Here is a 12,815-nt window from a genome sequence, read left to right as displayed (position 1 = left end):
GGTCTAGTACAGTTTGCGGCGACTGGCAATATTTAGAAGCAGCTAAAAGCCACGCAATCCGTGGCCTGCAGTGATGGCATAGTGAAACTGCCTGGGGGTTATCCGTTTAATTGCTGGCGATAGGGCAGGTCCGGGCCGGTCTTGCCACACGTCAACGCCGCCGCACGAATGGCGAACTTGAGCATTGCATCGATTTGATCCCTGGCAAGGCTGCGCAAACCCTCGATCGAATCCAGTTGCTGCTCGGTCAACCAGGCAATCAAGGCCGCCTGGAAGGTATCGCCGGCGCCCACTGTGTCGGCCATCACCACCTTGACGGCGGGAGCCGACCAACTGCCATGTTGGCGACTGAACACGCTGGCACCATCGCCGCCACGGGTAAGGAAAATCAACTGGCAACGGTGCTGTAACCAGCCTTGCAGCACGCTTTCCGGCGCCTGGCCGGGGTAGAGCAGGTGCAGGTCTTCGTCGCTGACCTTGATCAGGTCGGCATGTTGCACCAACTCTGCAACCCGCTGGCGCCACAACTCGATGTTGGGTTCGGGATTGAGGCGTACATTCGGATCGAGGCTGATCAGGCGTTTGCCGCTTTCCCGCTGGACGAGGGTCAGCAGGCTGTCGGCCACCGGCTGCACCACCAGGGAAAACGAGCCGAAATGCAGGCCTCGTACCTGCGCATCGAGAACAGGTAGATGCTCGATCTGCAATTGCCGATCCGCACAGCCTTCGCCACGGAAGCTGTATTGCGGTGATCCATTGGCCCCCAGGGCAACCATCGCCAGGGTGGTCGGTGCGGCAAACTCGACCAGGTAATCGTCGCGCACACCTTCGGCCCTGAGGACCTGGCGCAGGCGCTGGCCCAGGTAGTCGCTGGACAAACCGGCGAACAGGCCCGCGTCGATCCCCAGGCGACGCAAGCCGACGGCGACGTTAAACGGCGAGCCGCCGGCAATGGCCTTGAAATTGACTTTGGAGGCCTGTCCGCTGGCATCCTCTTCGCTGAAAAAATCAAACAGCGCTTCGCCACACACCAGATACATAGTTATTCACTCTTAAAGGGTTGCCACGTGCTGTTGATAGCGCTCATAGGCCTGCTGATAAGCCGCGACGCTGGCGGCGACGGGTTGGGTGCGGCTTGCCGGGTCGACGCTGACGCAACGTGCGCACAAGGCCTCAAGGCTTTCGCCGGACTGGCACCACGCCGCCTGTATCGCCGCGCCCAGGGCCGCTGCTTCGCTTTGTTCGGTACAGACCACTTCGGTGTCCATGATATCGGCGACCATTTGCCGCCACACCGGGCTTTTTGAACCACCGCCGATCAGGCGGATACTCTGGCTGTGCAGGCCGGTCTCGCGCAACAGGTCCAGGCCTTGGCGCAAGCCAAAAGTGGTGCCCTCGACCACCGCACGGCACAGGTTGCCACGGGTCAGGTTGGTCATGGTCAGGCCATGTAGGCTGCCGGTGGCGTGGGGCAGGGCAGGCACGCGCTCGCCATTGAGGAACGGCAGCATGCTGACGCCCTCGGCGCCGATCGGAGCCTGGGCCACCAGGGCGTTGAACGCCACCAAGTCCAATTCGAACAGCTCGCGGATAACGCCGGTGGCGTTGGTCAGGTTCATGGTGCAGATCAGTGGCAGCCAACCGCCACTGGATGAACAGAACGTCGCTACCGAGGCCTGGACGCTGACATTCGGCTGCTCGGCGAAGGCATAGACAGTGCCCGATGAGCCCAGGCTCATGGTAATTACCCCCGGCGCGATATTGCCGGTGCCAATGGCTCCCATCATATTGTCGCCGCCGCCACTGGACACGATGGCATTGGGGTTGATACCGAGGCGCTCGGCAACGGCCGGCAGAATGCTGCCCAGCGCCTGATTGGCTTCGATCAGCGGTGGTAACGCGGCCTCCAGGCGCCCGCTGGCATCGATATGCCGCAGCAAGGGCAAGTCCCATTGCCGGGTGCGCACGTTGAAATAACCGGTGCCCGAGGCATCGCCATACTCGGCACAGGCCCGGCCGGTGAGCCAATAGTTGAGGTAGTCGTGGGGCAGCAGGATGTGCGCAATACGCGCGAAAACATCCGGGTGCTGCTCCAGGGTCCACAACAGCTTGGACACGGTGTAACCCGGTGCAATCGCTACACCGAGACGCTCCAGGGAACCGCTTTCACCGCCCAGGTACTGCAGCAATCGCTGGTTTTCGGCGCTGGTTTCGGTGTCGCACCACAGTTTGGCCGGACGCAGTACCTGACCATTGTCGTCCAGCAGCACGAGGCCATGTTGCTGGCCGGAAACGCCTATCCCGAGGATATCCTGGCCGTCTACACCGGCCTGTTGCAAGGCGCGGTGGGTGGCTTCGGTAAAGGCATCGAGCCATTCCTGGGGGTGCTGCTCGCGACGGCCATTGGCACCGCTGATCAGGGTGTGCGCAGCGGCCCCCAGGCCCAGGACCTTGCCGCTGGCAGCGTCGAGGACAATGGCCTTGGTGCCTTGGGTACCGCAGTCGATGCCGAGGAACAGAGATTGTCGGATCATTATTTTGCCCAAGTTGTGTCAGTGAAGGTTGGCAAGCAGCTGCTTCAGGGTCTCTGCGACACCCTTGTCACGCAAACTGGCAAAACACCGTTCAAACGCTGCCACAAACGCGGGTGAATTGGGAATCGCCGTACCAAAAATCTCTTCAACACTCAGCAACCGCTGGCTGATCAACGCATCGTCCGCCACCAGCGCCCGGCAGAAGTCCGCGCGAGGGTCGGGGATCCGGTAGCGTACGCCGTTCTCATCCACACCTTGCAAATACAAGGCCCAGGCCGCCACCACCAGTGCTGCCCGTTCAGTTTCGCGGCCATCGGCGATCAAGCGGTTGATGGTCGGTACGGTGAACTTGGGAAACTTCGATGAGCCATCGGAACATACGCGCTCCAACTGATCGGCAATCGCCTGGTTGGAGAAGCGGTCTACCAGGGTCTGTTTGTAGTCGCCCAGGTCGATACCCGGCACGGGCGCGAGGTTGGGCGTCACGTCCAGGTCCATATAAGCACGTATATACGCGACAAACAGCGGGTCGTTCATGGTCTCGTGGACAAACCGATAGCCCTTGAGAAAGCCCAGGTAGGTCAGGGCCAGGTGGCTGCCGTTGAGCAGGCCAATCTTCATTTCTTCATAAGGCGTGACGTCGTCGGTGAACTGCACCCCCACCTGTTCCCACGCCGGGCGGCCGTTGACGAACTTGTCTTCCAGCACCCATTGCACAAAGGGCTCGCACACCACCGGCCAGGCATCGTCGATGCCGTGTTCATCATGCAGTTGCAGACGATGCGCAGTGCTGGTCATCGGCGTAATGCGGTCGACCATGGCGTTGGGGAAACTCACATTTTCCTTGATCCAGTCATGCAGGTCGGCATTGTGCAGCGCCGCGAAGGCCAGCAGTGCCTTGCGAGTCACGGCGCCGTTATGGGGCAGGTTATCGCAGGACATCACGGTAAAGGCTGCAATACCTGCAGCCCGGCGTTGGGTCAGGGCCGCGCAGATAAAACCGAACACGGTTTGGGGCGCGTCGGGGTGGGCCAGGTCATGCTGGATCTGCGGCAGGTGGGCCATGAACTCGCCATTGCTGTCGTCGATGCAGTAGCCGCCCTCGGTGATGGTCAGCGATACGATACGAATCTCTGGGCTGGCCAGTTTGTCGATCAGGGCCTGGGCACCGTCCTGGGCCAGCAGCATATCGCTGATGGCGCCGATCACGCGTACTTCGGTATCGTCGGTGTCGCCCAGCTCAAACAGGGTAAACAGATAGTCCTGGCCAGCCAGGTCATCCCGCGCCTTGCGGTCCTCAGCGCGCAGGCCAATGCCGCAGATGCTCCAGTCCAGGCCCTCGCCGGTATTCATCAAGGCATCGGTGTAATACGCCTGGTGTGCGCGATGAAAACCACCGACGCCGATGTGGGCGATGCCCTGGCGTGTATCAGCAATGGCGTAGGCCGGCAGGCGGACTTGCGGCGCGAGCTGCGTGAGGTTTTGCTTGTTCAGTTTCATCAAAAGTTCTCGCGAGATCAGGCGGCAGCGCGCAGTGGACGAGCCACGGCAACACCATCGGTGTCGAACAGATGGCAGTGCGCCGGGTCCAGGTGCAGTTGCAGCGTCTCGCCATATTGGCTGGCCATGTCGCCACGAATGCGCAGGGTCAGCGGCTCGCCGCTGCTGGTGAGCACATGGCAGAACGTGTCGCTGCCCAGGCGTTCGCCCACATCGGCGGTGACGGTCAGGGTGGTATCGCCCGGCGCGGCGAGCTCCAGGTGCTCGGGGCGGATGCCCAGGGTTACCGCACTGCCCACGCTCAAGCTGGCGCCGCTCAACGGCAGGCTGATCAGGGTGCCGGCATCCAGCTGTACGTCGCAGCCCTGGCCATCGACACGTGTGACCTGGCCTTTGAGAAAGCCCATTTTCGGCGTTCCCAGGAAGCCCGCGACAAACAGGTTGGCCGGCTGGTGGTACAACTCCAGGGGGGAGCCGACCTGTTCGATGCGGCCGCTGTTGAGCACTACTACTTTGTCGGCCAGGGTCATGGCTTCGACTTGGTCGTGGGTTACGTAAATCATCGTCGCTTGCAGTTCTTTATGCAGGCGCGCCAGTTCCAGGCGCATTTGCACGCGCAGCGCCGCGTCGAGGTTGGACAGCGGTTCATCGAACAGGAAGATTTTCGGATTGCGCACAATCGCCCGGCCAATGGCCACGCGTTGGCGCTGGCCGCCAGACAACTGCTTGGGCTTGCGTTCCAGCAGCGGGCCCAGCTCAAGGATGCGGGCGGCTTCACTGACTTTGCTGTCGACAATCTGTTTGTCGACGCCGGCCAGGTCCAGGGCAAACGACATGTTTTTGCGCACGCTCATATGCGGGTACAGGGCGTAGGTCTGGAACACCATGGCCAGGTCGCGCTTGGCCGGGGTCACTTCGGTGATGTCACGGCCATCCAGTTCGATGGTGCCCTCAGTGACTTCCTCAAGGCCGGCAATCAGGCGCAACAGGGTGGACTTGCCACACCCGGACGGCCCGACGAAGACCACGAACTCCTTGTCGTTCACTTCCAGGTCGATGCCCTTGATGATGGAAAAACCTTCGAAGCCTTTTTGCAAATTCTTGATTTTCAGGTTGGCCATGATGGGCCTCCATTTTTTATAGGGGTCGTTATTTCACAGCGCCAAAGGACAGGCCGCGCACCAGTTGCTTCTGGCTGATCCAGCCAAAGATCAGGATCGGTGCGCAGGCCAGGGTCGAGACGGCGGACAATTTGGCCCAGAACAAGCCTTCGGGGCTGGAGTAGGAGGCAATCAGCGCGGTCAATGGCGCGGCGTTGGACGAGGTCAGGTTCAGTGACCAGAACGCCTCGTTCCAGCACAGGATCAGCGACAGCAGCACGGTGGAGGCCAGGCCGCCCTTGGCGATGGGCAGCAATACCCGGACCATTTCCTGCCACAGCGTGGCGCCATCCAAGCGTGCGGCTTCGAGGATGTCCTTGGGAATGTCCTTGAAGTAGGTGTAAACCATCCACACCACAATCGGCAGGTTGATCAGGGTGTAGATGATGATCAGCGCAAGGCGCGTGTCCAGCAGGCCCATGCTCTTTGCCAGCAGGTAGATCGGCATCAGCACCCCCACCGGTGGCAGCATTTTGGTCGACAGCATCCACAGCAGCGTGCCCTTGGTGCGCTGGGTTTCGTAGAACGCCATGGAGTAGGCCGCAGGCACCGCAATCAGCAGGCACAAGGCGGTCGCGCTGAAGGAAATCAGCACCGAGTTCCAGGCATAGCTGAAATAGTTGCTGCGCTCGTTGATGTGCAGATAGTTCTCAAGGGTTGGTGTGAAAATGAACTGCGGCGGCGTGGCAAACGCATCGATTTCGGTCTTGAAACTGGTGAGCACCATCCAGAAGATCGGGAAGAAAATCACGATCGCGATGGCCCAGGCCAGAGTGCCGAGCAACAAGCTTTGCAGGCGGCGGGATTGTTGAAGTGTCATGGCGCGGCCCTCAAGGCTTGTCAGTCAGGTTTTTGCCGAGCATCCGCACCAGGATGATCGCCGCGATATTGGCAATGACCACGGCAATCAAGCCGCCTGCCGAAGCCATGCCCACATCGAACTGCACCAGCGCCTGGTTGTAGATCAGGTAGGCAAGGTTGGTCGAGGCGTAGCCGGGGCCGCCGTTGGTGGTGGTAAAGATTTCGGCGAACACCGAGAGCAGGAAGATGGTCTCGATCATCACCACGACGGCAATGGGCCGTGCCAGGTGCGGCAGGGTCAAGTGCCAGAAGATCGCAATCGGGCCGGCACCGTCCAGGCGCGCCGCTTCTTTCTGCTCTTGGTCCAGGGACTGCATGGCGGTCATCAGGATCAGGATCGCGAAGGGCAGCCATTGCCAGGACACAATGATGATGATCGACAGCAGCGGGTAGTGCGCCAGCCAGTCCACCGGCTGCGCGCCAAACAGCTTCCACAGGGCGGCCAGCACACCGGACACCGGGTGGAAAATCAGGTTCTTCCAGATCAGCGCACCGACGGTGGGCATGATGAAGAACGGCGAGATCAGCAGCACCCGCACCAGCCCACGGCCGAAAAACTCGCTGGCCTCCAACAAGGCACTGATCAACACCCCCAGCACCACGCTGATCAGCAGCACGCTGCCCACCAGCAACAAGGTATTGGTGGCACCAGGCAGGAAGCCCGAATCGGTGATGAAGTAAGTGAAGTTCTCCAGGCCCACAAATTGGTTTTCGCCAGGGTAGAGCAGGTTGTAGCGGATCAGTGAAAAGTACAGGGTCATGCCCAGGGGCACGATCATCCACAGTAGCAATAGGCCTACCGAGGGGCTGACGAGGAACCAGCCTGGGTTGAGCAGGCGGTTTTTGCGCGGTTTATCCGCAGCAGCGGTTTGCACATTCATAGGATCAGAACCAGTTTGCAGAACGAGAGTCGGAGCGCGGTCAGTGTGGGAGTGGACTTGCTCCCACATTGACAGGGGTGAACCTGGGTTATTTGGGGTAGCCGGCCCGCTTCATTTCCCGCTCGGTGGTGGTTTGTGCGGCAGCCAGGGCCTGGTCGACTGTCTGCTGGCCGGTCAGGGCGCCGGAGAAGAATTTGCCCACCTGGGTGCCAATGGCCTGGAATTCAGGAATGGTCACCAACTGGATGCCGATATAAGGCACGGGCTTGAGGGTCGGTTTGGTTGGGTCCGCAACTTTCAGTGACTCCAACGTCACCTTGGCAAATGGCGCGGCCTGCATGTACGCCTCGCTATAGGTCGAGGCGCGGGTGCCTGGCGGGACATTGGCAATGCCATCGGTCTTGGCCACCAGCGCACCGTACTCCTTGGATGTCGCCCAGGCACTGAAGACCTTGGCAGCCTCCTTAGCCTTGGAGCTGGTGGGGATCGCCAGCGACCAGGAGTACAGCCATGAGGTGCCCTTGTCGGTGACCTGTTGCGGGGCAAAGGTGAAGCCGACGTGATCGGCGACCTTGCTCTGGGTTTTGTCGGTAACGAACGAACCGGCGACGCTGGCATCGACCCAGATCGCGCACTTGCCACTGTTGAACAGCGCCAGGTTTTCATTGAAGCCGTTGCTGGACGCGCCCGGCGGGCCGGACTTCTTCATGTTGTCCACGTAGAAGTTCAGCGCGTCTTTCCACTCGGGGCCGTTGAATTCGGGTTGCCACTTCTCATCGAACCAGCGGGCGCCATAGCCATTGGCCAGGGTGCCGATCAGCGCCATGTTCTCGCCCCAACCGGCCTTGCCGCGCAGGCACAATCCGTATTGCTCCTTGTTCTTGTCGGTGAGCTTTTGCGCAAACTCGCCAATCTGCACCCAGGTCGGATGTTCAGGCATGGTCAGTCCGGCAGCCTTGAACAGGTCGGTGCGATAGTAGGTGATGGAGCTTTCGGCATAGAACGGCAGGGCGTACAGCGAGCCCTTGACGGAAAGACCGTCGCGTACCGAAGGGAAAACATCGTCAAGGTCGTAGGAAGCCGGCAGATCCTTCATCGGCTCCAGCCAGCCCTTGGCACCCCACAGTGCAGCTTCGTACATGCCAATGGTCAATACATCGAACTGCCCGCCCTGGGTCGCGATATCCGTGGTCAGGCGTTGGCGCAGGACATTTTCTTCCAGCACTACCCAGTTCAACTTGATGTCCGGGTGCTCGGCCTCGAAGGTTTTCGAGAGCTTTTGCATGCGAATCATGTCGCTGTTATTGACGGTGGCAATGGTCAGGGTTTGTGCGCCAAGGCTGACGGCGCTGAGGGTCATGCAGGTACAGGCAAGCAGTGCTTTTGCTGTGAGATTCATCGCGCACTCCAGTTCTGCGCCCGGGGGCTGCAGAAGGACAGTTATTGTTGTTGTGTCTTCCATGGCAGCAGGAAGAGTGTGCGTTGATTACAGCCTGCTGCAGGCGTGGTGACAAATCCTTGTGAACACTTTAACTAATACTTTTTTGCACTGAGCCTGCTGGGCAGTCAAAACCTCACACGAGAGCAGCAACCTGTTATTTCTGACAGTAGACGCAAGGGAACAGCAGAGGGTTAATAGTTTGGCAAAACCTAATCAGGAGATGTTTATGAACTGTTCCCGCGTAAACCCCAAAGGTCACACCCTCTATAAAATCGCACTGGGCTTACTCATGGCGGTTTCTATCGGTGCTTGTACAACAACACCTCCGGAATCACGAGAACCTCCTTGTACTAGGGCGGGGTATTTCAAAAGCACTGACAGAGTGGGGGGGTTCTACCGATGTGTGTTTAACTCAGCGACCCAACGGTGGATTCAGTATCCTTATACATGCCCAACCGGGCTGGAATTTGACGAAAAACTGGTGGCATGTGTAAGGCCCTAGCATTTTCGGAGAGCGCTGGCTGCAGGGTGAATCAACGCAAAAAAGCAGGGGATAAGTGCATTGCACCTACCCCCTTGTTTGCTGCAACTCAACCCGGAAAGTGTCGCTGTTGGATCCAGACATCATCTATATCGTAGATCCCGCCAGTCGTCGGATTCATAACAGCTATTGAGGCTTGAAAATCCCCGCCTTTCCAATAACCCAGGTATTCATCGACATAGTTCCATGTGTTGAGGTTGGGGACGATAATGTTGCGCGTCAAATTAGCCAGGTGAATGAACATACTGGTTGGCCCACCAATGCTGGCAAACTTGTTGATCCTGTATTTAAACCTGACTCGATAATACCCATAGTCGACCGGGGTATATATTTTGTAGATTCTGACACCATCCCCCGTCAGAGGGCCGTGCCGCAGGTAATAGTTGCCATCCGCCTCGCGCTGGATGCTTTTCTCTTTGGGGTACTGGCTGATCCAACCATTCATGAACCCACCGGTGAAGGGCGTTTTGTCTGAGATCAGCAGGCTCAATATGGAGTACGTAACCACTGGAAACTCAAGTGCTTTCCACTCATCGGTACTGTGATTGAGGGCCACTTTGAACTGCATCGACAGTCGAGTGCCGTTTCCAAGGTCTCTCAGGTAAGTATTGAGTACCGTCAGCAATTGATACCCTTGGTTCAACCACCCGTCACTCACCCGGTCACCCTGGGCTCCGTTCAGCAGGGTTAAGTTGTGTGCCGTACCGTCGGGTTTGTTACCGAGCAAACGCAGCCATACGGGCTGGTCCCTGGCAATGAACGGCCAGGTCCCCAACCTTGCTGTTGCATCACCGATCAACTCGTCCACATTGAGTACGCCGTTAGCCGCTTCATCGATACGGATTACGGTTTTGCTCAATTCGGCCAATGGGATGGCCTTCAGCGTAACGGTCAACACGACTGACGAACGGAGTTGGCCAGTGCGCAGGACCGTATATTTCACGGTAAAGGTGGTGTCACGGTTGCCAATATTGGCGGCAATCAGTGCCGCTGACAGATCGAAGTTGACCGTCCCATCGATTTCGCCAGTTTTTGGCCCCAGTTCTGCCGAGCCTGGTCCATCGGTGCCTCTCACTTCCAGGGTGATGATGTCGCTGGTGTACATTGGGCTGTAGGGCACTTCTACCGTCGCACCGTATTGCGCACTCAGCGCTGTTAACGTCACAGCAGTGCCGGAACCCGTTGCCTGCACCAGCCTGGGCACCGGAAACTCCGCTGGAATAGCCTGGACTGTATACCTGCGCTCCGGGAACCACAGGGCATTGGTGTCATAGACCGTCTGGTCAAATGTCACGCCAAAGCGCATGAGCAATTGCGAGCCATCCTTGAGTTGGCGCAGTTCGCTCACCGGCGCCTGTGGCCGGATACCGATCTGTTCACCGTTGTACGTCACCAGGTCGCCGTTGTAGAGCGCAAAAAAGAATGGGGCGTCATTGGCATAGGTGCCATGCAGTTCAAACCACATCCGTTGATTGCGATTGATAAAGCTCCAGCGATCGACCATGGCGCGTTCAGTACCGATCAATGTGCTGACGTCCAGTACGCTGCTGGTATGGCCTTCGAGGTAGGGCAGGGGGAGTACCGGTGGTAACACATACAGGCTCAGTACCGGCGACGGCGTCTGATGTGTACCCAGCACTACAAAGTACTGCACATCGATATAGCGCCCATATTCATTGAGATTGGCACCAATGACCTCTGGCGGAACCTCGAAGTGCACGGTTCTGGAGGTGTTGCCATCCTTCGTGTCGCAATAGGTACCAATCTCGGGAATACCGGTCCAGCAAGCGCGGATACGATGGCTGGGGAGCATTTGTGGGTAGGTGACAGCGATGGTTGCGCCGCGCAGTACAGCCTCGGGTGGCACTTGGTCGGGGTAACGCTGGGCTTGCAGCACCTCTGGTCGCAGCAGATCCAGGGCTTGCCCCACGGTGACGACCAACACCTCTGAGTATTGCGGATTGCCACCGGTTACTGGCACCCGCGAATAGCTGAGGCGAATTTCCCTATTCAAATTGGCATCGAACAACGCCCGGTCGAGCGTGAACACCACTGGTTTGCCTGCCGTCCCGCTATTGAGGAGTATCTCGCCACTGTCGCTACCGTTGCTGTTCGCTCCGAGCAATGTCCACTTGAAAATATCGCCAGGGAACGTACGTGTGAACGACAGTGTTATCTGGACCAGGCCTCCCTTTATGCGATCCGGATCCAGATTGTTGAACGCATCGACATATTGCATCTGCGGCGCTGGCAGCTCGGCATAGCGTGGGCCAAAGGTCACTACCAATTCATCGGATTTGCGGATCGCCTGAATGCCGGGAACCATGATCCGCATCATGCCGTTGTCGACGAGGTAGAGCACTCTGACCGGCCCCAGGCCGACGAAACGATCGAAATCTTCCTTGTGTACAATGCGATAGCGCTCCGGTGGCGGCTCGGCACCTGCCAATAGTGTTTCTTCATAGAACACCAGGCCGCCCCCGGGCCGTATGGCCTCCATGCGCAGCGTCACATTGTAGTTGCGGTCGTAGGGGGTGTACCGCGGGAAAATGACTTTGATAAAGGGGTGTTCAGGGTCGATGTTGCCGCCTTCGTCTTGCTCGATGTGCATCGGGGGCATTGAGTTTTTCGTACCGAACACCGTGATGTTCAGGCGTCGGGAGGCAGCGAGGAACACACCCGTGGACGTTGTCAGGGTGTATTCGATCTGCATGTGGCCGTTGATCACGGCCTCAAGGTCTTTACGATCCACCCAGGTCGAGGCCGACAGGCCAATGCGCGCAGGGAACGCCGGCAGCGTCTTGTAGAAGGGCAAATCCTGTGCGTCTGCTCCTGTCAATGTCACCACAATCAAGGCGCCGGCAGGTGTCAGGCTCCCATTTGGCAGCCTTCTGGGGATCACGACCTCTACTTCGAAGTCTGTATCGCCATGGATGTCGAGATTCAGTTCCCTGACGGAGTTTCCGTTCACCACGAAGTGCGGTGCCTCAAGCAGGCCATGCGTCAGGTCGGTATCCAGCGTGACAGCTTGTGACCATTGCTGGATTTCCCCGGAAAAGTTGAACACCTTGTCATAGAGCCGAAAGCGAATAGTGACCTCGCCACTGCCTCCCAGCGTGATGATTGACTCAGGGATCAGCACGACAATGGGCTTGAGACCGGCGACATGCTCGTCATCAATTGTCAGTTGCACCGGACGGCCGTTCCAATACACCTGGACGGTGTCGCCTGCTGTGATGTTGGGGTAAGGGCTGATCGTCATCTCCACCCCTTCCTTTGCACGCTCGGGGTCGAGCACGCCTCCTACCAGGTCTGGCGGCAGATGTAGCACCAGCTCAGTGTGATATGGCAGCCCAGGATCTTTACTGACACCCCCTGGACGTGTGCGTTTGACGAACCAGGTTTGACGCGGGGAAGTATTGGGGGTGCCTGAGCCGGACCGAATCACTTCGCAAAAACACGGGTAGGTCAACCCCTCTGGTATCAACTCGGGAGGGATTACCAACTGCACTTTCGCCTTGTCCAAATCCTCGTACCTGACCTCATCCGAGGCAATGGCAAAGCGATCACTGCCCATGTAGAACTTGTATATATCGCCTAGCCCGAACAAGATCCATCGCGGAATATTCACAGTCATCCAGGGCCGGGTTTGTCGGATACCCAGCCCGAGCGTAGCGCCTGGAAACGGGCGCACTTCATCGCTGACGAAGGGCGGTTCGAGTTCGTCAACGGCTGGTAGTACAGGCTCGTAGCAATAAGGTGTGCTGGGGGATGATGTGAGCTTCTTCATCGAGGGGGGTTCCTTGTGCAGGAAAACTGGACAAGGACATCACACACCCAAGGCGGGGGCGGGCATAACTGTCAACATTGACAGTGGCGACGAGTGGTCGTGAATTA

General features: G+C 58.5%; 8 protein-coding genes. All 8 read right to left on the bottom strand.

The annotated features are described in order from the left end of the window. Nucleotides 1-98: 98 nt before the first annotated feature. The 8 genes from H097_RS13870 to H097_RS13835 all read right to left on the bottom strand — a co-directional run bounded on the left by H097_RS13870 (nt 99) and on the right by H097_RS13835 (nt 12,708). Nucleotides 99-1,040 carry a carbohydrate kinase gene (locus H097_RS13870; RefSeq protein ID WP_032860396.1) on the bottom strand — a complete coding sequence of 314 codons (942 nt, stop codon included), beginning with the start codon at nt 1,038-1,040 and terminating at the stop codon, nt 99-101. A gap of 12 nt (nt 1,041-1,052) precedes the next feature. After that, nucleotides 1,053-2,534 carry a xylulokinase gene (xylB, locus tag H097_RS13865; RefSeq protein WP_032860395.1) on the bottom strand — a complete coding sequence of 494 codons (1,482 nt, stop codon included), beginning with the start codon at nt 2,532-2,534 and terminating at the stop codon, nt 1,053-1,055. An 18-nt stretch (nt 2,535-2,552) separates the two neighbouring features. Then, entirely contained in the window at nt 2,553-4,034 is a 1,482-nt protein-coding gene (locus tag H097_RS13860; protein WP_032860394.1) for a mannitol dehydrogenase family protein, read from the bottom strand. 17 nt (nt 4,035-4,051) lie between these two features. Continuing rightward, nucleotides 4,052-5,155 (bottom strand): sn-glycerol-3-phosphate ABC transporter ATP-binding protein UgpC, encoded by a 1,104-nt coding sequence (ugpC, locus tag H097_RS13855; protein WP_032860393.1) that lies wholly within the window; start codon nt 5,153-5,155, stop codon nt 4,052-4,054. A gap of 28 nt (nt 5,156-5,183) precedes the next feature. Continuing rightward, nucleotides 5,184-6,014 carry a carbohydrate ABC transporter permease gene (locus tag H097_RS13850; protein ID WP_032860392.1) on the bottom strand — a complete coding sequence of 277 codons (831 nt, stop codon included), beginning with the start codon at nt 6,012-6,014 and terminating at the stop codon, nt 5,184-5,186. Nucleotides 6,015-6,024: 10 nt separating this feature from the next. Then, nucleotides 6,025-6,936, bottom strand: a complete 912-nt coding sequence (locus H097_RS13845) for a sugar ABC transporter permease (protein WP_032860390.1) — start codon at nt 6,934-6,936, stop codon at nt 6,025-6,027. Nucleotides 6,937-7,024: 88 nt separating this feature from the next. Beyond that, a complete protein-coding gene (locus tag H097_RS13840) occupies nt 7,025-8,335 on the bottom strand; it encodes a sugar ABC transporter substrate-binding protein (protein ID WP_032860389.1) in 1,311 nt (436 codons plus the stop codon). 632 nt (nt 8,336-8,967) lie between these two features. Next, a complete protein-coding gene (locus tag H097_RS13835; protein ID WP_156356800.1) occupies nt 8,968-12,708 on the bottom strand; it encodes a hypothetical protein in 3,741 nt (1,246 codons plus the stop codon). Nucleotides 12,709-12,815: the final 107 nt, after the last annotated feature.

Source organism: Pseudomonas sp. FH4 (assembly GCF_000510915.2).
Classification (GTDB): domain Bacteria; phylum Pseudomonadota; class Gammaproteobacteria; order Pseudomonadales; family Pseudomonadaceae; genus Aquipseudomonas; species Aquipseudomonas brenneri.
Note: the sequence above shows the minus strand (reverse complement) of the source record. Positions and strands in the feature narration are given on the sequence as shown.

Coding starts and splice junctions, on each gene's coding strand:
- xylB (WP_032860395.1), bottom strand. CDS start 2,534: ATGATCCGACAATCTCTGTTCCTCGGCATCGACTGCGGTACCCAAGGC.
- ugpC (WP_032860393.1), bottom strand. CDS start 5,155: ATGGCCAACCTGAAAATCAAGAATTTGCAAAAAGGCTTCGAAGGTTTT.
- H097_RS13835 (WP_156356800.1), bottom strand. CDS start 12,708: ATGAAGAAGCTCACATCATCCCCCAGCACACCTTATTGCTACGAGCCT.
- H097_RS13840 (WP_032860389.1), bottom strand. CDS start 8,335: ATGAATCTCACAGCAAAAGCACTGCTTGCCTGTACCTGCATGACCCTC.
- H097_RS13845 (WP_032860390.1), bottom strand. CDS start 6,936: ATGAATGTGCAAACCGCTGCTGCGGATAAACCGCGCAAAAACCGCCTG.
- H097_RS13850 (WP_032860392.1), bottom strand. CDS start 6,014: ATGACACTTCAACAATCCCGCCGCCTGCAAAGCTTGTTGCTCGGCACT.
- H097_RS13860 (WP_032860394.1), bottom strand. CDS start 4,034: ATGAAACTGAACAAGCAAAACCTCACGCAGCTCGCGCCGCAAGTCCGC.
- H097_RS13870 (WP_032860396.1), bottom strand. CDS start 1,040: ATGTATCTGGTGTGTGGCGAAGCGCTGTTTGATTTTTTCAGCGAAGAG.